The sequence below is a fragment of the Chryseobacterium sp. AG363 genome, assembly GCF_003610675.1.
In the GTDB taxonomy this organism is placed as follows: domain Bacteria; phylum Bacteroidota; class Bacteroidia; order Flavobacteriales; family Weeksellaceae; genus Chryseobacterium; species Chryseobacterium cucumeris.
On sequence record NZ_RAQF01000006.1, the window covers coordinates 150,366 to 173,512 of the forward strand.

Annotated in this window: 22 protein-coding genes; 7 read left to right on the forward strand and 15 right to left on the reverse strand. The window is 37.4% G+C overall.

Going from position 1 to position 23,147, the window contains the following annotated elements; all coding sequences use genetic code 11:
- Nucleotides 1–38: 38 nt before the first annotated feature.
- From DEU39_RS21010 to DEU39_RS21025, 4 genes are all read left to right on the forward strand, one after another.
- Nucleotides 39–1,409: an exopolysaccharide biosynthesis polyprenyl glycosylphosphotransferase gene (locus DEU39_RS21010; protein ID WP_120233264.1), complete on the forward strand. Its 1,371-nt coding sequence runs from the start codon at nucleotides 39–41 to the stop codon at nucleotides 1,407–1,409.
- Between the two features lie 103 nt (nucleotides 1,410–1,512).
- Nucleotides 1,513–2,265 (forward strand): MlaE family ABC transporter permease, encoded by a 753-nt coding sequence (locus DEU39_RS21015; protein WP_062676038.1) that lies wholly within the window; start codon nucleotides 1,513–1,515, stop codon nucleotides 2,263–2,265.
- The gene (locus DEU39_RS21020; RefSeq protein WP_062676039.1) at nucleotides 2,265–3,080 is read left to right on the forward strand and encodes an ABC transporter ATP-binding protein; all 816 of its coding nucleotides are present in this window, start codon (nucleotides 2,265–2,267) and stop codon (nucleotides 3,078–3,080) included. The genes DEU39_RS21015 and DEU39_RS21020 overlap by 1 nt, the downstream gene beginning before the upstream one ends.
- Complete coding sequence (locus DEU39_RS21025) at nucleotides 3,064–3,675, forward strand: outer membrane beta-barrel protein (protein ID WP_062676040.1); 612 nt, start codon at nucleotides 3,064–3,066, stop codon at nucleotides 3,673–3,675. Before DEU39_RS21020 ends, DEU39_RS21025 begins: the two co-directional genes overlap by 17 nt.
- A 36-nt stretch (nucleotides 3,676–3,711) precedes the next feature.
- Here the strand turns inward: DEU39_RS21025 and DEU39_RS21030 are convergent, their stop codons facing one another.
- The gene (locus tag DEU39_RS21030; RefSeq protein WP_062676041.1) at nucleotides 3,712–4,023 is read right to left on the reverse strand and encodes a hypothetical protein; all 312 of its coding nucleotides are present in this window, start codon (nucleotides 4,021–4,023) and stop codon (nucleotides 3,712–3,714) included.
- A gap of 86 nt (nucleotides 4,024–4,109) precedes the next feature.
- On the reverse strand, nucleotides 4,110–4,916 hold the full coding sequence (locus DEU39_RS21035) for a M48 family metallopeptidase (RefSeq protein ID WP_120233265.1): 807 nt from the start codon (nucleotides 4,914–4,916) through the stop codon (nucleotides 4,110–4,112).
- Nucleotides 4,917–5,021: 105 nt separating this feature from the next.
- Between DEU39_RS21035 and DEU39_RS21040 the strand changes: the two genes are divergently transcribed.
- Nucleotides 5,022–5,570, forward strand: a complete 549-nt coding sequence (locus tag DEU39_RS21040) for a DUF4251 domain-containing protein (RefSeq protein WP_120233266.1) — start codon at nucleotides 5,022–5,024, stop codon at nucleotides 5,568–5,570.
- Here DEU39_RS21040 and meaB read toward each other — a convergent pair.
- Nucleotides 5,567–6,559: a methylmalonyl Co-A mutase-associated GTPase MeaB gene (gene meaB / locus DEU39_RS21045; protein ID WP_120233329.1), complete on the reverse strand. Its 993-nt coding sequence runs from the start codon at nucleotides 6,557–6,559 to the stop codon at nucleotides 5,567–5,569. The two genes, DEU39_RS21040 and meaB, sit on opposite strands and share 4 nt — an antisense overlap.
- A 198-nt stretch (nucleotides 6,560–6,757) precedes the next feature.
- On the opposite strand from meaB, the gene DEU39_RS21050 reads away from it, so the two are divergent.
- Together DEU39_RS21050 and DEU39_RS21055 are read left to right on the forward strand one after the other, a co-directional pair.
- Nucleotides 6,758–7,051: a c-type cytochrome gene (locus DEU39_RS21050; RefSeq protein WP_062676044.1), complete on the forward strand. Its 294-nt coding sequence runs from the start codon at nucleotides 6,758–6,760 to the stop codon at nucleotides 7,049–7,051.
- Between the two features lie 21 nt (nucleotides 7,052–7,072).
- Complete coding sequence (locus DEU39_RS21055) at nucleotides 7,073–7,360, forward strand: c-type cytochrome (protein ID WP_034692685.1); 288 nt, start codon at nucleotides 7,073–7,075, stop codon at nucleotides 7,358–7,360.
- Nucleotides 7,361–7,513: 153 nt separating this feature from the next.
- Here DEU39_RS21055 and DEU39_RS21060 read toward each other — a convergent pair whose 3' ends face one another.
- The 12 genes from DEU39_RS21060 to DEU39_RS21115 all read right to left on the reverse strand — a co-directional run bounded on the left by DEU39_RS21060 (nucleotide 7,514) and on the right by DEU39_RS21115 (nucleotide 23,108).
- Nucleotides 7,514–8,020: a tetratricopeptide repeat protein gene (locus DEU39_RS21060; protein WP_120233267.1), complete on the reverse strand. Its 507-nt coding sequence runs from the start codon at nucleotides 8,018–8,020 to the stop codon at nucleotides 7,514–7,516.
- Nucleotides 8,007–8,705: a peptide chain release factor H gene (gene prfH / locus DEU39_RS21065; protein WP_120233268.1), complete on the reverse strand. Its 699-nt coding sequence runs from the start codon at nucleotides 8,703–8,705 to the stop codon at nucleotides 8,007–8,009. The genes DEU39_RS21060 and prfH overlap by 14 nt, the downstream gene beginning before the upstream one ends.
- 3 nt (nucleotides 8,706–8,708) lie before the next feature.
- The gene (locus DEU39_RS21070; RefSeq protein ID WP_120233269.1) at nucleotides 8,709–9,254 is read right to left on the reverse strand and encodes a hypothetical protein; all 546 of its coding nucleotides are present in this window, start codon (nucleotides 9,252–9,254) and stop codon (nucleotides 8,709–8,711) included.
- 75 nt (nucleotides 9,255–9,329) lie between these two features.
- Nucleotides 9,330–10,721: an RtcB family protein gene (locus DEU39_RS21075; protein ID WP_120233270.1), complete on the reverse strand. Its 1,392-nt coding sequence runs from the start codon at nucleotides 10,719–10,721 to the stop codon at nucleotides 9,330–9,332.
- Nucleotides 10,722–10,748: 27 nt separating this feature from the next.
- A complete protein-coding gene (locus DEU39_RS21080) occupies nucleotides 10,749–11,483 on the reverse strand; it encodes a hypothetical protein (RefSeq protein WP_120233271.1) in 735 nt (244 codons plus the stop codon).
- A gap of 408 nt (nucleotides 11,484–11,891) precedes the next feature.
- Nucleotides 11,892–12,875, reverse strand: coding sequence for a M28 family peptidase (locus tag DEU39_RS21085; protein WP_120233272.1), 984 nt, complete (start codon nucleotides 12,873–12,875; stop codon nucleotides 11,892–11,894).
- A gap of 42 nt (nucleotides 12,876–12,917) precedes the next feature.
- Nucleotides 12,918–15,038: a methylmalonyl-CoA mutase gene (gene scpA, locus DEU39_RS21090; protein WP_062676050.1), complete on the reverse strand. Its 2,121-nt coding sequence runs from the start codon at nucleotides 15,036–15,038 to the stop codon at nucleotides 12,918–12,920.
- Nucleotides 15,039–15,176: 138 nt separating this feature from the next.
- The gene (locus DEU39_RS21095) at nucleotides 15,177–17,279 is read right to left on the reverse strand and encodes a prolyl oligopeptidase family serine peptidase (RefSeq protein ID WP_120233273.1); all 2,103 of its coding nucleotides are present in this window, start codon (nucleotides 17,277–17,279) and stop codon (nucleotides 15,177–15,179) included.
- A gap of 96 nt (nucleotides 17,280–17,375) precedes the next feature.
- Nucleotides 17,376–18,053 carry a hypothetical protein gene (locus DEU39_RS21100; RefSeq protein WP_120233274.1) on the reverse strand — a complete coding sequence of 226 codons (678 nt, stop codon included), beginning with the start codon at nucleotides 18,051–18,053 and terminating at the stop codon, nucleotides 17,376–17,378.
- 72 nt (nucleotides 18,054–18,125) lie between these two features.
- On the reverse strand, nucleotides 18,126–19,211 hold the full coding sequence (gene prfA / locus DEU39_RS21105; protein ID WP_120233275.1) for a peptide chain release factor 1: 1,086 nt from the start codon (nucleotides 19,209–19,211) through the stop codon (nucleotides 18,126–18,128).
- Nucleotides 19,212–19,363: 152 nt separating this feature from the next.
- Nucleotides 19,364–20,668, reverse strand: a complete 1,305-nt coding sequence (locus DEU39_RS21110) for an APC family permease (RefSeq protein ID WP_120233276.1) — start codon at nucleotides 20,666–20,668, stop codon at nucleotides 19,364–19,366.
- 7 nt (nucleotides 20,669–20,675) lie between these two features.
- Nucleotides 20,676–23,108 (reverse strand): TonB-dependent receptor plug domain-containing protein, encoded by a 2,433-nt coding sequence (locus tag DEU39_RS21115; protein WP_120233277.1) that lies wholly within the window; start codon nucleotides 23,106–23,108, stop codon nucleotides 20,676–20,678.
- Nucleotides 23,109–23,147: the final 39 nt, after the last annotated feature.

The following is a 23,147-nucleotide window of genomic DNA, read 5'->3' on the forward strand; positions in this document are numbered from 1 at the left end:
TGTAAATTAGCCGGGCTTATTCGCTATAATACCGATAGATGCAGAGAATTCGATACTCTAGATACCTGAAATCAATCATTATGTTGCTTGACCTCATGGTTATTGCATCTATCTTCATATTCTTTTTTATAAGCAGAAATGAAAGTTTAAAATACAATAAAGAAACCTGGTATCAGAATAGTTTTTCTCTGGTTCTGTTGTTTTTGTTCTGGGTACTATTAAGTGGTAGGACAAAAATATACAATATCCCGAGAAACCTCACTTATACCCTGTTTCTTGAACGGCTTTTAATTCATTTCCTGTTTTTTATACTGGGAGTGCTGCTTATAGGAAAGGTAAGTAAGAATGTATTTTTCAATTCGGATATTTACTGGCTTTCCCTTTACCTTTTTATTGCCATCTTTCTTGCAAAATCATTAGTATATTTTGCAATCAAATATTTACGGTCTCTTGGTGCCAATTACAGGAATGTCATGTTTTTAGGAGACAACCATTCCACAGAAATTTTGAAGAATATCTTTACAGACCGTAAAGATTATGGATACAGAATATTTGAATACGAACATACCGCGGTGAAGATCAGTGAACTGGTAGATTTCTGGAAAAAGAACGGAATCCACACCTTATTTTTATCGATGGAAAACTCCTATGACGAAGCAATGGAAAATGAAATTTTCAGACTGGCCGAAGATCATAAGATTCACATTTCACTGATTCCAAGTATCACCCAAAGCGATTTTTTCCTTTATGACCTTGGCTATATACAGACCCAGCCCGTCCTTAATCAGGCCAGATATCCATTAGATTATTTTTCTAATTTCCTGATGAAAAGGACATTTGATATTTTCTTTTCTGTTATTATATTGGTTTTAATCTGCTCGTGGGTATTCCCAATCATTGCTATTTTAATCAAAACAACTTCCAAAGGTCCAGTATTTTTCATTCAGAAGAGATACGGCTTTCATGAAGAGGTTTTCAATTGTATTAAATTCAGAACAATGGTTGTCAATGATGAATCTACAACCAAAACCACCTCTGTCAATGATTCCAGAATTACCAGAGTGGGTAAGTTTTTAAGAAAAACCAGTCTTGATGAACTTCCTCAATTCATCAATGTGCTGAGAGGAGAAATGTCTGTGGTAGGCCCGCGTCCTCACATGCTGGCTGTCGACAATTATTACAAACCTAAAATCGGCAGATACAGTCTGAGAAGTATGGTAAGTCCTGGTATTACCGGACTAGCACAAGTAAATGGACTGCGTGGTGACTTCGGAGATGTGGAAGTAGAAATGAAAAAAAGAGTTCTGGCAGATGCTTTCTATGTAAGAAACTGGAGTTTCGTACTTGATCTGGTTATTATTTTAAAAACCGTTTTATTGGTGATTGGAGGAGATAAAAATGCAAAATGAAGAACGGAATAACAAAAATATTGAAATAATTTTAACACAAAACCAAGCTTTGGTCTTATTCTTGACCCTAGCCCAATTAAATAAAAAAGTCTAATTTAGCAGTATGTTAAAAAAGTTTTTCACAGCGATAGGGGAATACATTATCCTCTTGGGAAAATCCCTGCAGAAACCTCAGAAAATGAGAGTATTCTGGAAGCTGTTCATGAGAGAAATTAATGATTTGGGAGTAAATTCTTTCGGGCTTGTCGTCTTCACATCAATCTTTGTGGGGGCTGTAGTTGCTATTCAGATGTTCAACAACTTTGACGCCTCTTCCTTTCCTATTCCTCCATCATTTGTAGGATACGCTACAAAAGCAGTATTGGTATTGGAATTTGCCCCTACCATCATCAGCCTTATTCTGGCCGGTAAAGTAGGATCATATATTGCTTCCAGTATTGGAACGATGAGGGTTTCAGAGCAAATTGATGCATTGGATATTATGGGAGTAAATTCACCCAACTTCCTCATATTTCCCAAAATTATCGCTTGTATGATTTTTAATCCTCTGCTTATTGCCATCAGTATTGTATTTGGTATTCTCGGAGGATATATTGCAGGAATTTTAACAGGCAACTGGACAGAAAACGACTATATTGTTGGTATTCAAATGTATATGCCTAATTTATTCATTTATTATGCATTTACCAAAACCACTGTTTTCGCTTTTATCATTGCAACAGTACCTTCCTACTTCGGATATAATGTAAAAGGAGGATCTTTGGAAGTAGGTAGAGCCAGTACACAGGCCGTAGTATGGACAATGGTGTTCATTATTATCTCTGAATTAATTTTAACCCAATTAATATTAAGCTGATGATTGAGGTAAAAGATCTTAAGAAAAGTTTTGATGATGTTGAAGTGCTTAAGGGAATTTCAACTTCATTTGATAAAGGAAAAGTAAACTTAATTATTGGGCAGAGTGGTTCCGGGAAAACCGTTTTTCTAAAAAGTTTATTGAATGTTTATATGCCTTCATCAGGAGAAATCCTGTTTGATGGGAAAGATATTAATACGATGACCAGAGATGAAAAACAACATCTCCGTTCAGAAATCGGAACCGTATTCCAGGGAAGTGCATTATTTGATTCTTTAACTGTTGAAGAAAACATTATGTTTCCTCTTGACATGTTTACCAATCTTACCTACAGAGAAAAAAAGAAAAGGGTTTTTGAAGTAATAGGAAGAGTACACCTTGATAAAGCTGAAAAGAAATATCCTTCTGAAATTTCAGGGGGAATGCAGAAAAGGGTTGCTATTGCGAGAGCAATTGTAAACAATCCCAAATATTTGTTCTGTGATGAACCCAATTCGGGACTTGATCCCTATACATCAAAAGTAATAGATGATCTTCTTTACGAGATCACAAAGGAATACAACACCACAACCATTGTCAATACTCACGATATGAACTCTGTAATGACGATTGGCGAGAAAATTGTATACCTAAGACTGGGAATCAAAGAATGGGAAGGCAACAAAGACATTCTGATTACTGCAGGCAATAAAAATCTGATTGACTTCGTTTATTCTTCAGAACTGTTTAAAGAGCTGAGAGAATATTTACTAGAGAATAATAAAACGATTGAAACGACAAATACAAAAATAGACGATAATGAAAAAGGTACTTAGTATAGCGTTATTAGGGTTTTCAATGTGGGCTTCTGCACAGATTTCACTGGCAGGTAAAGCCAACTTAATTTTTCCGACAGGCTCTCCTTCATGGTCCAATATTAAAGGAACAGTGAATGATGCGATTGAAGGAACAGGTAAAAATAATGTAGGTTTCAATGTTGGGCTTTCATTAAAAGTAGGTCTTCCTACTTCCTTGTTTGTGATGCCGGAAATCTATTACACTCACTTCAAAAATGAGTTTACTACAGAGAACACTACTTTTGATGTAAAAAGCAACCGTATCGATGTTCCGGTTCTTTTAGGATATAATCTTTTAGGGAATATGCTGGGCGTTTTTGTAGGACCTGTAGGAAGTTTTAACTTAAATAAAGACAATACTTACAACGATTTCAAAGAAAATGCTAAAAATGACTTTACAGTAGGATACCAGTTCGGTGCGCAGCTTGAAATCAAAAAGCTTATTGTAAATGCCAGATATGAGGGCGCTTTCAGCAAAGACGAAAGAAATTTCATCAACAAAGTTTCCGGTTCGGAAATCAGATATGATAACAGACCTAATTTGTTTATGGTAGGTTTAGGATATAAATTCTAATGAATTATTGAAAATAACAACTTTAAACCCTCAAATTTAAATTTGAGGGTTTTTATTTTGTGCTTCAAGTTCAGCCTGGCGTTTTGCAATTTCTGCAGCTTGTTTTTCAAGCTCTTCTTTGTCTTTCTGCAGCTGTTTGAATTCTTTTTTCTTCTGTTCCGCTTTTATAGCGCTTCCTTTACTTACATAGCCTACCATTCCTCCAATGATAAGGCCGATCCCGATTCCCGCCATGATTCCCATAATGTGAGAAATTTTTATTTGTTCTACGGCAAAATCGGTTGTTAAATAGAAAAGTAATGCAGAAACAGCTAAAAGGATAAGTCCGGTAATTGATAAACTCTTCATAATATTGTGTTTAGGTGGTTACATAAAAAAGCCTTACCAAATTTACTAAAAATTTAATAAGGCCTTACTCAAGATTAAAATTCTAATTATAATTTTCCTCCCGCAGCCTTATAATATTCTAAAGCTTTCGGAAGATCTTTGTTGATATCTGAAATTCTTGTTTCCGGATTCGGGTGGGTAGATAAGAACTCAGGCTGTCTTGCTCCTGTAGATGCGGCTTCCATTCTGTTCCAGAAAGGAATGGCTGCTCTTGGATCATATCCTGCCATAGACATCAGGTAAAGCCCCATTTCATCTGCCTCAGATTCCTGACCTCTTCCGTATTTCAATAAAGCAACCTGTGAACCGATAGGGTAAACCTTCTGGAAAACACTTGCCCATTGTGAATTTGAGATTGTTCCTCCCAGGATTGCCCCTCCATACTGAGCAACCATTGCCTGAGAAATTCTTTCGTTTCCATGGCCTGCCAGCGCGTGAGAAACTTCATGTCCCATTACAACTGCAAGTCCGTTATCGTCTTTTGTTACCGGTAATATTCCCGTATAGACTGCAACTTTTCCACCAGGCATACACCAGGCGTTCAGCTCATTGCTCTGCAAAAGATTAAATTCCCAGCTGTAGCTTGCAAGATCTGCTGATCTTCCAATACTCTGATAATATCTTTCTGCTGCATTTTTAATTCTGTTTCCTACATTTACCACTCTCTTTGCATCTGCTGTACCGGTAATCACTTTACCTTTAGACAATGTCGTTCTATATTCCTGTGAAGACATTGTTAAAATTTCCGAATTGTTGGCCAGCTGTAAAGAAGACCTCCCCGTAATCGGGTTTGTAGTACAGGCAACAGCCGACAGAGCAATAGCTCCCATTCCAAATAGATGTGTAACTTTCATAGTTTGAGTGTTAATAATTCAACCTTAACAATTTTTATTCCAAAATATTTCAGAAAGAATATATTTGCATACATTTTGCTGTTTAAATTTAATAATTATATCATTATGAAAAAGTATATTTCTTTACTGATGATTTTTGGATTCCTGTTCTTATTTCAGAGCTGTGCTTCACAAGGTTCATTAGATCCGAAAACAGTGGACACTTTGGTGAATTCCCAGGAATTTACGTTCTATGCACAAAGAGCCAATCCTACGAATTATGATGTTATTAATGTCATGAATTCAATGCCTAATGCCACAGCAACAAGAATGTTGAATCTGAATGGAGATTATACCATTGATGTCAGTAAAAATACACTGGATGTAGTGTTGCCTTATTTTGGAAGGATGTTCAATCCAACTTTTGGAAGTGCCAGTGATAACAGCTACCGATTTACTTCAAAAGATTTTACGGTAACTAAAACTCAGAATAAAAAAGGAACCTGGACTTTTAAGTTCAAACCTAAAGATGTAAGAAACGTAGACGAAGTTAATATTGAAGTATTTAAAAACGGAAAAGCTTTCGTTTCTATGAGAAGTAGTGACAGACAGCCCATTACTTATGATGGATACATTTCTAAAACTGAGGTAAAACAGGACAAAGAGAAACTTTAATCCCTGTTTTCGTTCGATAAAAATTTTTCAACAAATAATTTTGCTTCAGTACTTGGATTGGAAACCATGGCTGAAGCATTTTTTTTGTGCATATGATAAGCTTCCTCCACAGCATTACTTTTTTTCATCAGGGATAAAATATATTCCTGAACCCAATATTCAAATCGTTTTTCAGCCTGCTGAACACGGATTTCTTCAAAACGGCCGCTTTTCTTTTTCAGATCAATAAATTCGAATATTGTATCATAAACTTCCTGTAATCCTTGATTATGAAGTGCAGAACCTAGTAAAACTGGAATCTTCCATCCTTTTTCTTTAGGCGGAATAAAGTCTAGAGCTCTTTTTAATTCAAGTCTTGTATTTTTCGCTTTCTGAAGATTGTCCTGATCTACTTTATTGATGAAGATAAGATCTACCATTTCCATGATCCCTCGTTTTATTCCCTGAAGTTCATCTCCTCCTCCAATGATTTTAAGGAATAAGAAGACATCGGTAATATCAGCCACCAGAACTTCTGATTGCCCTACTCCTACAGTTTCTATTAAAACATAGTCATAGCCTGCAGCTTCGCAGATCATCATGGTTTCAAAAGTAGTATTGGCTACTCCTCCCAGAAATCCTGAACTAGGAGAAGGACGAATGAATGCATTTTCTTCTTTGGCAAGTTCCTCCATTCTGGTTTTATCCCCCAGAATACTTCCTTTGTTGATAGCCGAGCTTGGGTCAATAGCCAAAACAGCAACCTTTTTTCCCTGAGCAATAACCAGGCGACCAAAGTTTTCTATAAAGGTAGATTTTCCTGCTCCGGGAACACCCGTTACTCCTACCCTCACAGAGTTTCCGGTAAGAGGCATAATTTTCTTCAAAAGCTCTTCTGCCTGGGCTCTGTGCTCTGCTTTCTTACTTTCAACCAATGTAATAGCTTTTGCAATCAGGCGTTTGTTTCCTGACTGTATTCCCTCTATTAGCTCTTCTGTAGAAAATTTCATTAATTCAAAATTAATAATTAAAATGTGAATGGTCAATACCTGGATCATAATGATCACACAAAAGACACAAATTGGCTTTATTTGGAATTATCAATTTTTTATGAATTTAGTTTTTATTTCTTCTAAATTAAAACTAGAATATCCTGTATCAACGGCTTCAGGAATTTATTACATTTGTTTTATATCAAAAGAAGAAACATGAAAAAACTCATCGCTGCGGCTTCGTTTACGGCTATTTTGCTTGTATCCTGTACGCCGAAAGCTTCTACGTCCGCTACTACTGCAGGAACCTCTACCTCTACTGCAGAACAGATTGCTCAGGGGAAAACTATTTTTGAAAACTCTTGCGGAAGATGTCATAAATTACCAGATCCTGCTTCACACAACCCTGTGCAATGGGTAGGAATCATGAATTCTATGGCTCCAAAGGCAAAATTGACGGATGAACAGCATCAATGGGTTTATGATTATATTGTTTCTGTAAAGAAGTAATCATCAAAAAAATATTAGGATATGAAAAAATTCATTTTAACAGGTATTGCAGCATCGGCATTTCTGGTATCCTGCGGACCGAAAAGTGTGGCTGTTACCGGGCCAAAGTACACCTCATCTGAGCAGTTGGCGCAAGGAAAAACCATTTTTGAAAATTCCTGTGCAAAATGCCATAAGCTTCCGGAGCCAACCAAGCATGACAACCAGGGATGGATCAATACTTTAAGCAGAATGGCTCCGAAGGCCAAGCTTACTGATGACCAACATCAAATGGTGTATGATTATCTGATCTCCGTGAATAAAAAATAAGACTACCTCAAAATTGTCATTCTGAACGAAATGTAATGGAGAATCTCACGCTTATGGTTATCAATAAGATTCTTCATTCGTCAGAATGACAGAAGTCAAATGATTTGACTTTTGAGGTAGTCATACTGTTTTTATTATAAATCAAAAAAAAGATTATTCGGCCTTTTTTACGGTTCTTGTCCTGGTTACTTTTCCTTTAACCAGTTTTTCTCTGTCTTCAATAATTTCGAGTGCTGCACGGTTGTAAGCAAATTTTTTAGCTTCTTTAAGTGTTGCCAAAGCCTGTTTGTAATCAAAGCTTCTCTCCTGAAGAAGAGAAAGACAGGTCAGGATTTCTGATTTATCAATTCCTTTTAGTTTCAAAGCAAATTCAATCAGTTTTTCTGCTTCTCTATAATCTTCATTACTCAAAAGACATTCAATATAATATTTGGGAGTATTAATATTCCCAATATTACTCTGCATGGCTTCATCAAAGTATTTTTTGGCAGTTTCATAATCCTTTAATTCTTCTGAATATATTCTTCCCATGAGACAAAGACTGTCCGCATCTTCCGGTTCATAGGATAAAGCATAATTCAGCGCATCCATACATTCAGCAAGGTTGAAAGGAAAGTAGTCTAATGCTTCAAAATAATATTTACTTTTAGTTAACGTCATTTCTGTAGTTTTTTAATTCATTTTTCAAGGCATTTCTTCTTTTCTTAAATGTCTTGTCTTCGTAATTCTTTTTAAAATCTGTCCCTGAGAATGTACGAACCGGATTTCCGCGCTCTACCTGCATCTGCATCGACCAGGTTTCTTTTAGTTTTCTTTCCAGTTGTTGTATATAAACTGCCATCACCTTTTCTTTGAGTCTGATCACAGACCGTTTTTTATTCTCCAGCTGTGAACGGGAATCCTGTACAAAAACAGTTTCGTTGGTAGGAATATGGGTGGCACGTACAGCGGTATTCACCTTGTTTACGTTTTGTCCTCCACTTCCCTGGCTTCTTACAGTCTGAAACCGGATATCTTTTTCATGGAAATCAGTCATTTTTACATTTTCCAGTTCAAAAATTCCGATAAACCAATTGCTTCTTTTATGGAGCTTCCTGAATGTACTTTTCCCTATCCAGCAAACACTTCCCAGCCAGCTTTTTAAAAACAAGCTTAGGTCTTTTCCTTTCAAAAGCAGGGTTACTGATTTTAATGTCAGGTTTTCATCTCCATTTTCACGATGAATGATTTCGTATTCTATTGTATTGTGTTTTGCCTCTTCAAGAAAGGCCTTCAGAACCCTGGCTACTACCCACTGGCATTCTAAAGGGCCTCTTCCCGAAGTGATCTGTATTAATTTTTCCATTTTTTATGTTGGCATTTTGCTTAATAAAGGGTTTCCAACCGGATTTATTCCCTTTTGTAATAGTTCTTTTGCGGCCATCACTGCCCAGCATTTGTCACTGGAGTGAATATTTCTGTAAAAAGAAAGTAAAATATCAGGCCTCACAACGGTAAAACCATTGGTTTCTACTGTCTCTAGATCATCTCTTTCAAAGAAGTCTATGGTAATTCTGTAAAGTTTTTCATTTTTCAGTTCAACTGTTTTTTCATACCTGCGAAAGTTTTCGTCACTCGGCAGATGGTCATATCGTGTCCAGACTTTCTGGAATCCTTCCTGCTGAAGAATGATAACTACTTCTGCTACATTTTCTTTTTTTACAAAAACATCAATATCCTTGTGGTCATGGGCATGCTTGTATTCTGTATGTCCTGTTTCTGACATAAAATGCCATGCCCAACCCCCTGATATAATGACTTTATCTTTTAATTTATCTAAAATTCCGAGTCCTGACTGAATTATGAATTCCGGCCAGACTTCACCGTATCGTTTTATGTTATGTGGTGCTCCCATTTTTTGTTTTTCAATATTTTCTGATTAAACCTTACAGGTTTTTGAAACCTGTAAGGTTATAAAGTATGAGGCGCATTATTTGTCCATTCTCACAATTCTCGGCTGGAATGTTCCCAGAATATCTACCAGCTCACACTGTGCATTCATCACTTCATTGATGTCTTTGTAGGCCATTGGTGCTTCTTCTGCATTTCCGCCCATCAATGTGACATTTTTAAGTTTCAGCTCTTTTTTGATATCATGCTGAGTGAAAAGGCTTCTGCATTCTCCTCGTGAGTGAGCTCTTCCTGCACCATGTGATGCTGAATTCAGGGATTCAGGATTTCCCTTACCGCGAACGATGAACCCTTTTGCGGTCATAGATCCCGGAATTATTCCCAATTCATTCTCATTGGCAGGTGTTGCACCTTTTCGATGAACGATTACTTCTTTACCGTTATGGATTTCTTTCCAGGCAAAGTTGTGATGATTTTCAATTCTGGCTTTCATTCTTCCACCAACTGCTTTTACAAGCCTTCTGTGAATATCATCATGACAGGCTGAAGCATAATCTCCGGCAAGGTTCATTGCCGTCCAGTATTCCAATCCAAGATGGGTACTCAAATCCAGCCATGCGAAGTTTTGTGCTTCTTTTGGTAACGGACATTGTTCTGTCGCCATTCTTGAATAATATTGTGCTATTTCTGCCCCCAGGCCTCTTGAGCCACTGTGAGAAAGTATTCCCAGATATTTTCCTTTTGGGAGACCAATTTGTTCGTCCTCTTCAGTGATTTCCACTTCCCCGAATTCTACGAAGTGATTTCCTCCGCCTGAGGATCCCATCTGTTTGATGGCTTTTCCCTTTAATCTTCTTAAGATCGGGATCATATCGAATGTATCTCTGTCGAAAATCTCATGATCTATGTGAGATTTATGCGTTTCATACATTCCGAATTTTGTATGCTCAGCAAGCGCTTTTTCATATTTATCTCTTGCTCCTTCAAGATATGAAACCGGTGTATCCAAAATACTAAGGCTCATTCTGCAACCAATATCCATCCCTACTCCGTAAGGAATTACTGCATTTTCCACTGCCAGAACTCCTCCTATGGGAAGTCCGTACCCGCTGTGGGCATCCGGCATTAATGCTCCCTGAGTAGAAACAGGCAGTTTCAAAGCTGTGTACAACTGATTTTTTGCCTCTTCTGAGATATTGTTACCAAAAATCTGAAACGAAGCACGTTGTGAATTCAGCATTCTTTTTTCAGTTTTTTTGGATGAAAGCAAAGTTTCTGCAATTTGTCCGAAAGTCAGATCTTTTTCAAATTCTTCCGGATTCAGCAGGATCTCCTTTAAAATAGCTTTTACATGATGAATATTCTTCGTTGCAAAATTTCTTTTCATGACTTCCAATGCTACGTTGACGCTTTGGTTATTTGGATAGCCCAGTTTTAATATATCTTTTCCTTTTAGTTTTAAATTTCCCATTGTTTTTGTTTTAAATAACAGTTGGACTTATAAGTCCTGTAAGCTTTCTGCAATCTCTGTTGCAGACATTGTGCAGGAAACATATTTCCTGCTTTTGATAAGTTCTCTTTGATACCTTTCTTTCCATGGATTCGACTTACATAAAATAGTCTTGTGAATAATCCCTATTACCTTATGCTGTCCCAAACAGGAATCCAGCGCTGCATATTCTTTTTCCAGCACCAAATCCAGGGGTTTGTAATGGGTAATCATATTGGGCTTTACTCTTAGAACAAATCTCCATGGTTCAGTAAATTTGTAGTAGGTTCCGAATATTTTACGGACAGGACAATAGTCATCCTTCTTTTCAAAGTATTGTCTTTCTCTGTCGGTAAGTTCCCATTTTGGATAATTCCAGGAAAATGAAGTAATATACCTGAGCTTCTGTTCTCTTTCTAGATATATCTTTCTTCCTAATTTTCTTTTCTTTTTTAGAAATTTTCGGTTATCAGAATACATATAGGTATTTATCTTCTTTAAAATTCCTTCGAAAAAATCTCCGTCCTTGGATTGTTTTACATCATCCCTTACGACAAAGAATCTTACAAATCCTTTTTGATAAGGTTTATCTAATGGTATCAACGGAAGATTTCTTCTTATTTTCCAGAGCTCTCTACTACGTTTGTATTTTGTTCTTATCTGCTTTTCTACATCTTTTCTAATTGTTCTTTTTCTGCTTCTTACGCTTCTCAGGCGGAAATGCAGAAGGTTATCATTTTCCATTGTTCACAGAAGTATGATGTGAGATTATAGAAACTTAATTGTTTTTTTATCTCACACAACTTTTAATCAACTAAAATACTAGTTGAATGGATTAATAATAGACTTAATAGTTCTGAGGAATGTCCTACTTCTATTTTGTCCTTAATGACACTAAAAAAAGATTTCGGGGAAACTTGAAGTTTGAAATATTGCGCAATAAAAAACCCGAAATCTCTACGACTTCGGGTTCTGATATTTCATTGTACTGTTATTCTAAGAATGTACCAAACCGCGAAGCCTTACCACCATAAGTGGCAATCCAACTGTAGAATTCTGATTAGTTCTGAACATTGCTTCGTTGTTTTTATTGGTTAAACTTGATTTTCAGGTGCAAATATATACATTTTTCTGAAAATCAAAATATTTTTTTCACTTAAGGTGAATAATACTGAGAAAAATGGCATCAATTACCTTTGTCATCCGTTTTGTATCCAGTGTTTTCAAAGTATCCGTAGTTTGGTGATAATTTTTATTTCTGAAGAAAGAAGTATCGGTGATCATGAGGGCAGGGATATCAAAATTCCAATAGTTCAAATGGTCGGAATAGTCTATTCCTGCAACGAATTTGGGAGCAGAGAACGTCTCTGTTTTGATCTGCTTTGAGCCTTTAAAATTTTTAATAAAGCTTTTTACAAATGGGCCTGCTCCAGTCATCTTTTTAGCCAACATAATAAAATTTCCTTGATCACCATATATCCAGGAAAGAATACCTATAGGAAAACCCTGAGAACCTTTTTCGTCTCGGAAATAACCTATCATTTCTACACTGGCCATTCCATAGACATCAATTTTGTTGTCTTTTAAGTATTTTGCATGAATATAGCTTCCCATATTTTCGGTTCTGAAATAAGGCGGCTCTTCCAGCGTGTAAGCAACCAGATCTACTCTGTACTTCAGCTTCTGTCCTTTCAACATTCTAGCGAGCTCCAATAGGGCAGTAACTCCGGTGGCATTATCGTCTGCTCCCTGCTGATCTCCACAAACGTCGTAATGTGCTCCAATAATGATCCGTTTGGTATTTTCTGTTCCAAAAGAAGTAATAACGTTTTTATAAATTTTCCCGTCTACTTTATATTCCTGAAAAGCGGTACTGTCTCCATAAGGAGCAAACGTCTGATGAATATAATCTGCGATATGACTCAGCTGGTCAATATTTTTATGATTTCTAAATTGCACTGTTTGGGTAAGTGCTGTCAAATGTTTCTTAACCAAAGCAGTATCTGCAACGGTTTTTGAGCTTTGTATGGATTCATTTTTTCCTGAAGCTAAAAGGAAAGCACCGGCGATAATAAATAAGCCTACGAGAAGAAACAACTTTTTCCTCGTAGGCTTTATTATATTCTTCAGATTCATAGGTTATGTTTTAATTTCAGTACAGAAATTAAGTTTTTCTATTTATTTTTCTAAAAATCTTTCTAAAATTTCCACTGCACATTTCGGAAGATTGGTTCCGGGCCCGAAAATAAAGTCAGCACCATTAGCATAAAGGAATTCATAATCCTGTTGCGGAATCACTCCTCCTACAACGATGGTAATATCGTCTGCTCCCAGTTTAGATAATTCTTCCACTACCTGCGGAACTAATGTTTTGTGTCCTGCAGCCAATGAAGAAACTCCCAAAATGTGAATATCATTTTCTACCGCTTGCTTAGCCACTTCTTCCGGCGTCTGAAACAATGGAGCAACGTCTACGTCAAATCCCATATCGGCAAATGCTGTAGCTACTACTTTCGCGCCTCTGTCGTGTCCATCCTGCCCCATTTTAGCGACCATTAGCCTTGGGCGGCGTCCTTCTTCTTCTTCAAATTTCTGAGTCAGATTAAGGGCTTTTTCAAAGTATTCGTTTTTACCGGCATTCATTGCGTATACACCAGAGATTGTTTTAATATTTGCTTTATATCTTCCAAAGGTTTCTTCCATGGCATCACTCATTTCGCCAAGGGTTACTCTTCTTCTTGCGGCTTCGATACATAGAGCCAGAAGGTTTCCTTTTCCTGTTTTCGCGCTTTCGCGGATGTCATTCAGGATTTGCCCAACAGCTTCTGTATTTCTTTCTGCTTTGATCGTATTTAACCTTTCAATTTGTTTTCTGCGAACTTCAGTATTGTCAATATCTAAAATTTCTATCTGATCCTGCTTCAATGAGGATTTGAATGAATTGACTCCGATAATAAATTCCTCACCACTATCGATCTTAGCCTGTTTTTTTGCTGCGGCTTCTTCAATTCTCATTTTTGGAATTCCGGCTTCAATGGCTTTGGTCATTCCTCCTTCCTGCTCTACCTCATCAATATACCTCATTGCTTCCTCAATCATTTGCTGAGTAAGGCTTTCTACAAGGTTACTTCCTCCCATCGGATCTACGACATCACATATTCCGCTTTCCTGCTGAAGAATGATCTGTGTATTTCTTGCAATTTTTGCCGAATAATCTGTAGGAAGGGCGATAGCTTCATCCAGTGCATTGGTATGGAGAGACTGCGTTCCTCCTAATGCTGAAGACAACGCTTCAATAGCCGTTCTTGTAATATTATTGAAAGGCTCCTGCTCCGTTAAAGACCATCCTGAAGTTTGTGAATGGGTTCTTAATGCCAGAGATTTTGGATTCTGTGGATTAAACTGTTTCAAAAGGGTTGCCCAGATATATCTTGCGGCACGCATTTTCGCAATTTCCATGAAATGATTCATTCCGATTGCCCAGAAGAAGGATAACCTTGGGGCGAAATCGTCTACGTTCATTCCTGCTTTTATTCCTGTTCTTACATATTCAAGACCATCTGCCAATGTGTAAGCCATTTCAAGTACAGGCGTTGCACCAGCTTCCTGCATATGGTATCCGGAAATGGAAATGGAATTGAATTTGGGAATATTTTGCGAAGTGTATTCAAAAATATCTGCGATAATCTTCATGGAAGGTGCTGGCGGATAGATATAAGTATTTCTTACCATGAATTCTTTCAAAATATCATTCTGAATAGTTCCGGAAAGCAACTCCTGTTTTACTCCCTGCTCTTCTGCCGCTACGATGTAGAATGACAAAATAGGAAGTACAGCTCCGTTCATGGTCATTGAAACTGAAATCTGATCTAATGGAATTTCATTGAAAAGGATTTTCATATCCTCCACAGAGTCGATGGCAACTCCTGCTTTTCCTACATCTCCCACCACTCTTGAATGGTCAGAATCATATCCCCTGTGCGTTGCAAGGTCAAATGCTACGGAAAGTCCTTTCTGACCTGCCGCAAGGTTTCTTCTGTAGAAAGCATTGGATTCTTCAGCGGTGGAAAATCCGGCATACTGGCGAATTGTCCATGGCTTCTGAACATACATGGTGGAATACGGCCCTCTCAGATAGGGAGCAATTCCTGGAGAAGTCTGCGTTAATGATTCATCTTTTACATCTTTTTTTTCATAGGATGATTTGAGTTCAAGGCCGTCTTTTTCAAAATTGTAAATCTCTTTTTCCTGAGGTAATACACTAAAATCCGGTTTTTTCACAGAAATTGTCTTTCGCATTCCAATTATTTTTGTCCCCGTAAAGTTAATTTTTTTGAACGAAACATGAAACTTCTGTTAATATTCTGTTTTTCTTTCATTTAGCAAAAGAAAAAGGCCGAACAAATGTCCGGCCTTTCTTATGGGTATAAATTTAAGTTATTTCTTTATTCCCATCTCAAATAAAGCAAATGATATAAGATCTGCATTTTCACTGATCACCTGATCTGTTGATCTTCCAGCTCCGTGACCTGCATTCTTTTCAATTCTTAAAAGAATAGGGTTTTTACATGCTTGTTTTTCCTGAAGTTCTGCTCCAAATTTGAATGAATGTGCCGGAACTACTCTGTCATCATGATCACTAGTAATGATCATTGTAGATGGATAGCAAGTTCCTGCTTTTACATTATGTACAGGAGAATATGATTTCAGATATTCGAACATTTCCTTACTGTCTTCTGCAGTACCATAATCGTAAGACCACCCTGCTCCTGCTGTAAATTTATTATACCTCAACATATCCAACACTCCTACTCCCGGGAAGGCTACTCTCGCAAGGTCCGGCCTCATTGTCATTGTTGCTCCTACTAATAATCCTCCGTTTGATCTTCCGGAAAGGGCCATGTATTCTTTTGAAGTATAACCTTTACTTTGAAGGTATTCTCCGGCAGCGATAAAGTCTTCAAAAACATTTTTCTTCTGCTGTTTTGTTCCTGCATCATGCCATTTCTTACCATATTCTCCTCCTCCACGGATGTTTGGAACAGCGTAAATACCGCCATTTTCCATCCAGATAGCGTTGACAACAGAGAATGATGGCTGAAGGCTGATGTTGAAACCTCCATAAGAGTAAAGAATAGTAGGATTTTTACCGTCCAGTTTAGTTCCTTTCTTATAGTTGATCATCATAGGAACTTTTGTACCGTCTTTTGAAGTATAGAATACCTGTTCCGAAACATAATCATCCGGATTAAACTTCACTTTAGGTTTTTGATAGACTTCAGACTTTCCGGAATCTACATTGAATTTATAAGTCGTTCCCGGTGTAATATAATTGCTGAAAGAGAAGTAAACATCTTTCTCTTTTTCTTTTCCTCCGAATCCTGAGATATTTCCTTTACCCGGAAGAGTAATTTCTCTCACCAATTTTCCGGTTTTATCAAACTGTTTTACCTGGTCTATCGCATCAATCATGTAGGTTGCAAAGAAATATCCTCCCCCTGAAGAGATTCCCAATACGTTTTCAGTTTGTGGAATTACGTCTTTCCATGTTGCAGGAGCCGGATTAGCAATGGTAGTTTTTACAAGACGCATATTCGGAGCATCTTTATCTGTAAAAATGAAAAGATCATCACCTTGTGTATCTACGATGCTGGCATTAATGTCAAACCCGCTCATAATTTGTACAAAGTCTCCTCCTTTTTTAAGGTCTTTTATATACAGTTCATTACCATTCGTGGCATTAGCAGCAGAAATGATAAGATATCTCTGATCTTCAGAAACTCCTGCACTAAGATATCTTCTTGGAGTCTTATCTCCTCCGAAAATCAATTTATCTTCAGACTGTTTTGTTCCCAGTTTATGAAAGTATACTTTGTGCTTATCCGTCATCCCGGAAAGTACTGTTCCTTCTTTAGGTTTGTCATAGCTTGAATAATAGAAGCCTTCGTCTCCCTGCCATGAAATTCCACTGAATTTTACATCCAGTAAAGTTTCATCAATCTGTTTTTTAGTCACAGCATCGATGATGATGATCTTATTCCAATCGCTTCCTCCTTCGGAAATAGAATAAGCTGCAAGGTTTCCTTTCTTATTGAATGAAAGATTGGAAAGAGATGTCGTTCCTTTTTCTGAAAATTTATTAGGATCTAAAAATACTTCTGTAGCATTGGTCTTGTTGTTGGTTCTGTACAAAACAGATTGCGCCTGCAGACCATCGTTTTTATAATAATAGGTATAATCTCCTTCTTTGAAAGGTGCAGAAATTTTTTCATAGTTCCAGATTTCCTTCAACTGATTTTTAATTTTATCCCTGAACGGAATCTTAGAAAGGTAATTCTGGCTGTAAGCAACTTCTTCATCCACCCATTTTTTTGTAGGTTCAGAGTCATTCTCCAGATCTCTGAAAGGATCAGAAACGGCAGTTCCAAAATAGGTATCTGTCTGGTTTCCTTTTAATGCTTTAGGATAATTCATTTTCTGAGAATAAAAAGATGCTGAAAACAATACTCCAGCGGTTAACAATATAGGCTTAAAATTCATACTGATCGGTTTTTCTCAAAAATACGCAAAGTATGTGAAATAAAAAAAGTCCCGTTGTATTGGGACTTTTCTATTCTTTATGATGGTACTTTTAGACTATTCATTAGCTCCAAAACTTTCAAAATAGAAATCGGTAAGATTGGAAACAATTTCATCCGGACTTCCATTCCAATAGTATATTTTATCTCCTTCTTTAAGTTCGTATAAAGTAAAGTTTTGATCTGTTGTTACAGTCTTATTGGCATTTTTAAAATCCTGAACTGCCTGAATTAAATACTTTTTAAGGTCTTCCGTTTTTATTTTATTCAGATCTCCTTTTGGTCCGGAAGTCAGTTTTGATGGAACAAGAAAACTTACAGAATAGTTTATCTCAGCAACTTTTTGCCCTTCAACATGTTCATTCGGAACTACTTTTACGTCTTTAACGATAAGTTTTCCCGTTTTAAAGTTTCCAAACATCGCGATAAAATACTCTTCCGCCTCTTTTTTGCATGCTGAAGCCGTGGCTTTTGGGAAAGCAGCCAGAAAATTCTCAACGCTGCCATTTATCATTTCTTTTGAAGTTTCCTTAAAATCAACCTGATACGCATTCTGACCTTCTACAGTAGGTCTTAGATAATCGTTAAGTTTGTTCAAAGCTGTTTCATCATTATTGACAAAAGTTCCGAAAAAGAGTTCAAAGGCTTCTTTGGGTTTCTTCACTTCTGTCTGAGCCATCAGCTGCTGTCCCATCACGGAAAGCAATAGCAGGAAAATAATTTTGTAGTTTTTCATAGTTTAAATTGTATTTAGTATGTAAAAAAGCCTCTGAAAAATCAGAGGCTGTGTTTTATTTTATTTCGATTTTTAGTAATTTTCTTCTTCCCCTTTCATCTTTTCTGCATTTTCTGCCATGATTACGGCATCAATCATTTCAGAAATATCGCCATTCATGTAAGCATCAAGGTTGTACATAGACTTGTTGATTCTATGGTCTGTAACTCTACCTTGCGGATAATTGTACGTTTTAATTTTTGCAGAACGGTCACCGGTAGAAACCATGGATTTACGCTGTGCTGCGATATCTCCCTGTACTTTCTGTAATTCGATATCGTATAATTTTGTTCTCAGCATTTCCATCGCCAGCTCACGGTTAGCCAACTGAGAACGAGCCTGTTGACATACGACAACAAGTCCTGAAGGCTTGTGGGTAAGCTGAACTTTCGTTTCAACCTTGTTTACATTCTGACCTCCGGCACCTCCTGAACGGGAAGTCTGCATTTCAATATCTGCAGGATTCAGTTCAAAATCTACTTCTTCAGCTTCCGGAAGAACTGCAACCGTAATGGCAGAAGTATGTACTCTTCCCTGAGATTCTGTCTCAGGTACACGCTGTACACGATGAACTCCGGATTCAAACTTCATGATTCCGTAAACACCTTCTCCTTCCACTTTCATGATCAATTCCTTGTATCCTTTCGCTGCTTCGTTAGAATCTGTCACTTCATGTCTCCATCCTTTTGTTTTGAAATACATGGTATACATTCTGTAGATATCTTCCACAAAAATAGCGGCTTCGTCACCTCCGGTTCCGGCACGTAGTTCCACGATAACGTTTTTGTCATCTGCAGGATCTTTAGGAATCAGCAATACTTTCAGCTCTTCTTCCAATCCGGGAATTTTAGCCTGAGCTTCCAGTTTTTCTTCTTTAGCCAGATCCACCAGATCTCTGTCTGAACCATCTGCAATGATTTCTTCAGATTCTGCGATACTGTCCAAAGCGCCTTTGTACTGATCATAAACTCTTACAATTTTTCCCAAATCACTATATTCTTTGTTCAAAGAAGAATATCTTTTTTGGTCTGAAATGACATCAGGCTGTATAATAAGGTCTGCAACCTCATTATATCTTTGTTTTATAGCTTCTAATTTTGGAATTAATGATTTAGACATTGTAGAAATTTTGTGGGTGCAAAGATAAGGATTATTAATTCAAAATTAAAATTCCAAATCATCATAAATTTTTGAGCATTAGGGATAAAGGATGCAAAACCACAAAAAGGTAGATTTGCCAATCTGTTTATTCCCTTTCTGAATCATCAAAACTAAGTTTGATATCCTTTAGAAAGTCTTCTGTCTATCAGATATAAAATAATTCCTACAGCGATAATTCCCAATCCTATCAAGCTTTCCTTAGGATTATGAATGAATGTAAAATAGAGGATATAGATACTGAACAAAAGAAAAACTGCCGGAAAAATATGGAAAGCATTCGACTTAAAGATTTTTCTGTCTTTTTTCTTCAGAAAGAAAACCGTCGAAATCGCAAGACTGGCAAAAAGCTGTAGTATAAAAGCTGTATAAACAAAAATTTCTTTAAAGCTTCCCGTTAAAATAATAATAGCAGCAATCACAGCATGGGCAAAGATAGCTCTTACCGGAATTCCTTTTGCATTTCCAGATGACAATGGTTTCCAGATGTGGGTATGTTTTGCAAAAGCCTGTGTCAGTCTTGAGCCAACCCACAAGTATCCGCTTATGGTTGCAATCAGCTGCAGGGCTATAAAAATATTAACAATTTTTCCAAAAGCCGGACCCAACATATTGACTGCTGCTTCGCCCATCACATCTTCTTTTCCTGCCAGCTGATTTACTGGAGCGTGTTTCAGCATAATATAATTCACCAGAATATAGCTTACCGTCACAAAAACAGTTCCTATAATCAATGATTTGGGAAGGTTTTTCTGCACATCCTTTATTTCTCCCGCAATATAGGAAGCTGAATTCCAGCCTGTGTATGAATAGGTCACAAATACCAGAGAGGTAGCAAAGGCAGGAAGCATGATCTCATTTTGCCAGCTGTCACTGAAATTAAGGCTGTTGCCGATCTGCGGTGAATTTGAAATTCCTACTCCAAGAATAACCAGTACAATAATAAAAGCGATTTTAATGAATGTAAAAAAGTTGTGAAACCTGCTGGATGTTTTCAGGCTGAATGATAATGCAATTGCCACCAGGAATATCGCGGCTATGGCAAATCCGTTTCCAAAAGAATATTCAAATACAGAAAGATATTTTGACATAGCCAAAGCTGCCAGCGCTACGGGAGAGGAAAATCCTATGATGAGCGAAATCCAGCTTATGAGGTATCCGAAAATCGGATGATAGGTTTCTTTAAGATAAATAAAATCGCCTCCGTTTCCTTTAAAATGGGAGCCCAATTCTGCGTAGCAAAAAGCTCCGAACAATGCGAGAACTCCTCCGATGCTCCATAGCAGGAAAATACTGTAGGTGTTGGTAATATCGGAAAGCTGAAATCCCAAGGTGGTAAAAATCCCTGTTCCGATCATATTGGAAACGACGATGGCTGCGGCTGTTTTCCAGCCAATCTGATGTGAGGAAGTACTCATTTAATGATTAAAAATTAAAATTAAGCCTTCCGAAGAAATAATTCCCCAGCGTTCCCATCTGTACAGGCGCATATTTGAATACTCCATAATATGAATTTTTATAAATCTGGCGGTCCGGAAAGACATCAAATATATTGTTGGCTCCTACTGTAAAATTGATACTTTTAGTAATATCATACCCAACGCTGATGTCTGTCACTACTTTTGGTGAGAATTCCTGCACGTCTCCAAACGGATAACCATCTCTTATTACCTTACCAAAATAGGTATTTCTTACGAGAAAACTGAATTTTCCTATTCCATAATTTAATCCTAATGAAGCTTTTGTTTTTGGAGACAGGGTTTCAATGATATTGATCTGATCGGGACCAAAAAACTGATCCTGAGGCGTTCCTAAGTTTTCAGGAAAATGAAAATCTGTGATTTTTGTTTCCGTATAGTTTCCGGCAAGATTCAAATTTAATTTTCCATTCCCAAGAATCCAGTCATAGGAAACCACTACATCTACTCCTTTCGTTTCTGTATCAATGGCATTGGCGAAGAATCTTCCGCTTTCTACCTTAAACTGATCCAGTCTTTTATCTGTTATATTGCTGGTGATCACAACTCTATCCTTTACTTTGATCCAGTATCCATCTATAGTAATTGTCAAGTTGTTTAAAGGTTTAAGCGTAAATCCAGCACTTGCATTGACAGAAGTTTCCTGTTTGAGTTTATCAAATCCAAGAATTTTAGCGGCTTCGCTATCGTTGCTGAATATTCCTTTGGTAACAATCTTTGAACCCGAGGTAGAAATATCCGCATAGGAATTATTAAAATACTGCTGTTGCAATGATGGTGCTCTGAATCCTGTCCCAACAGCGGCTCTTACCGCATAGTTTTTTACAAACTCATATCGTACAGCGAGTTTTCCATTCAAGGTATTTCCGAAATCTGAATAATTTTCAAATCTGGCAGCAGCGTCAATGTTGAGTTTTTTATCCAAATCATAGGAAACATCTGCATATACTGCCGTGGAATGTCTGTCTTTCTTCAAGGCATTGTTGGGAGAGAATCCGATGAAGGATTGAGATCCGCCTGCACCAAGCACTGTTGATCCTTCAGTGGCAACATTTCCATTGATGTCATATTGGGTATAGGATGCTTCGTCACCCGCTTTAATCTGGTATTGTTCAAACCTGAACTCACCACCGAAAGCAATATTGAAACGGTTTATATTTTTAGAAACATCAAGATTAATGGTATTCTGCAGAAAACTATGCGCTCCGGCATAAAAACGGGTGGGAGATTTTGCTCCCAAAGAAGCATTATTCGTATTGTTTACATTATAATTGAAAGTATTGCTTCCAAAGGTGTTACTAAGGTCAAATAGCCAGTCGTTAACATTATATTTTGCACCTACGGCATAGGAAACATCATATACCTGAGACCCAAGAACCGCCTGAAAACCGTTCGGATAAATGGATGAAACTACATTAGACTTTTCGCTCGGCAGTCTTCTGAAACCAAACCCTTCTCCTTCTTTAATACTGAAACCTCCGAAAGAATAGAGTTTAAAATGATCATTAAAAGGATATTCTGAATTGAAAAACAACTGTCCCTGTCTGATCTGGGCATCTCCGATCTGAAAATTAAAATCATCACGGGTCAACCCTCTTTTTTCAATTTCGGCATCATCCGTAGCTCTGGCTGCTTTTACCGCTTCAGCGTCACCAGCAAATTCATAAGCAAAATTATCGCCGAAAATATCCAGATCGTGATTTTGAGTTCTTGTGGTTTTTCCTCTGTGGCTTAATTGCAGGGATAGATTGATATAACCATCTTTTTTTCCTAATGAAGTACCATAGTTGACTCCTGCCTGATAAGTATCTCCATCATTTCTTCCGCTTAATCCGTAAGTAAGACTTGCTGAAGCTCCGGCATTTTTCTTAAGAATAATGTTGATCACTCCGGCAATAGCATCAGAACCATATTGTGCAGCAGCTCCGTCTCTTAACACTTCTATTCTATCAATAGCAATTACGGGAATGGTACTCAAATCTGTTCCTACAGAACCATTTCCTACAGTATTCTGATAATTGACCAATGAGGTTGTATGTCTTCTTTTTCCGTTAAGCAATACGAGAACCTGATCAGGGCCCATTCCTCTTAATGTTACGGGATCAATATGCTCTGTGCCATCAGAAGCAGACTGCCTCACCGCATTAAACGACGGAATCACGTAATTCAGGAGATCCTGAGCGGTCATTTGCGGAGCGCTTCTCTGGATTTTATCGATATTGATAACATCTACAGGAACCGGCGTCTCCAGTTTTGTTCTTTTAACATTACGGTTTCCGACGATGATGATATCTTCGATCTGTTTTCCTTTTTCCTCACTTTCCTGAGCAGCTACCAGAATTGCTCCAAGCAATAGTACAGCTGTGCTTAATTTTTTCATTTTTGTTCTTGCCAATTAATACTACCAATCTGACGGATC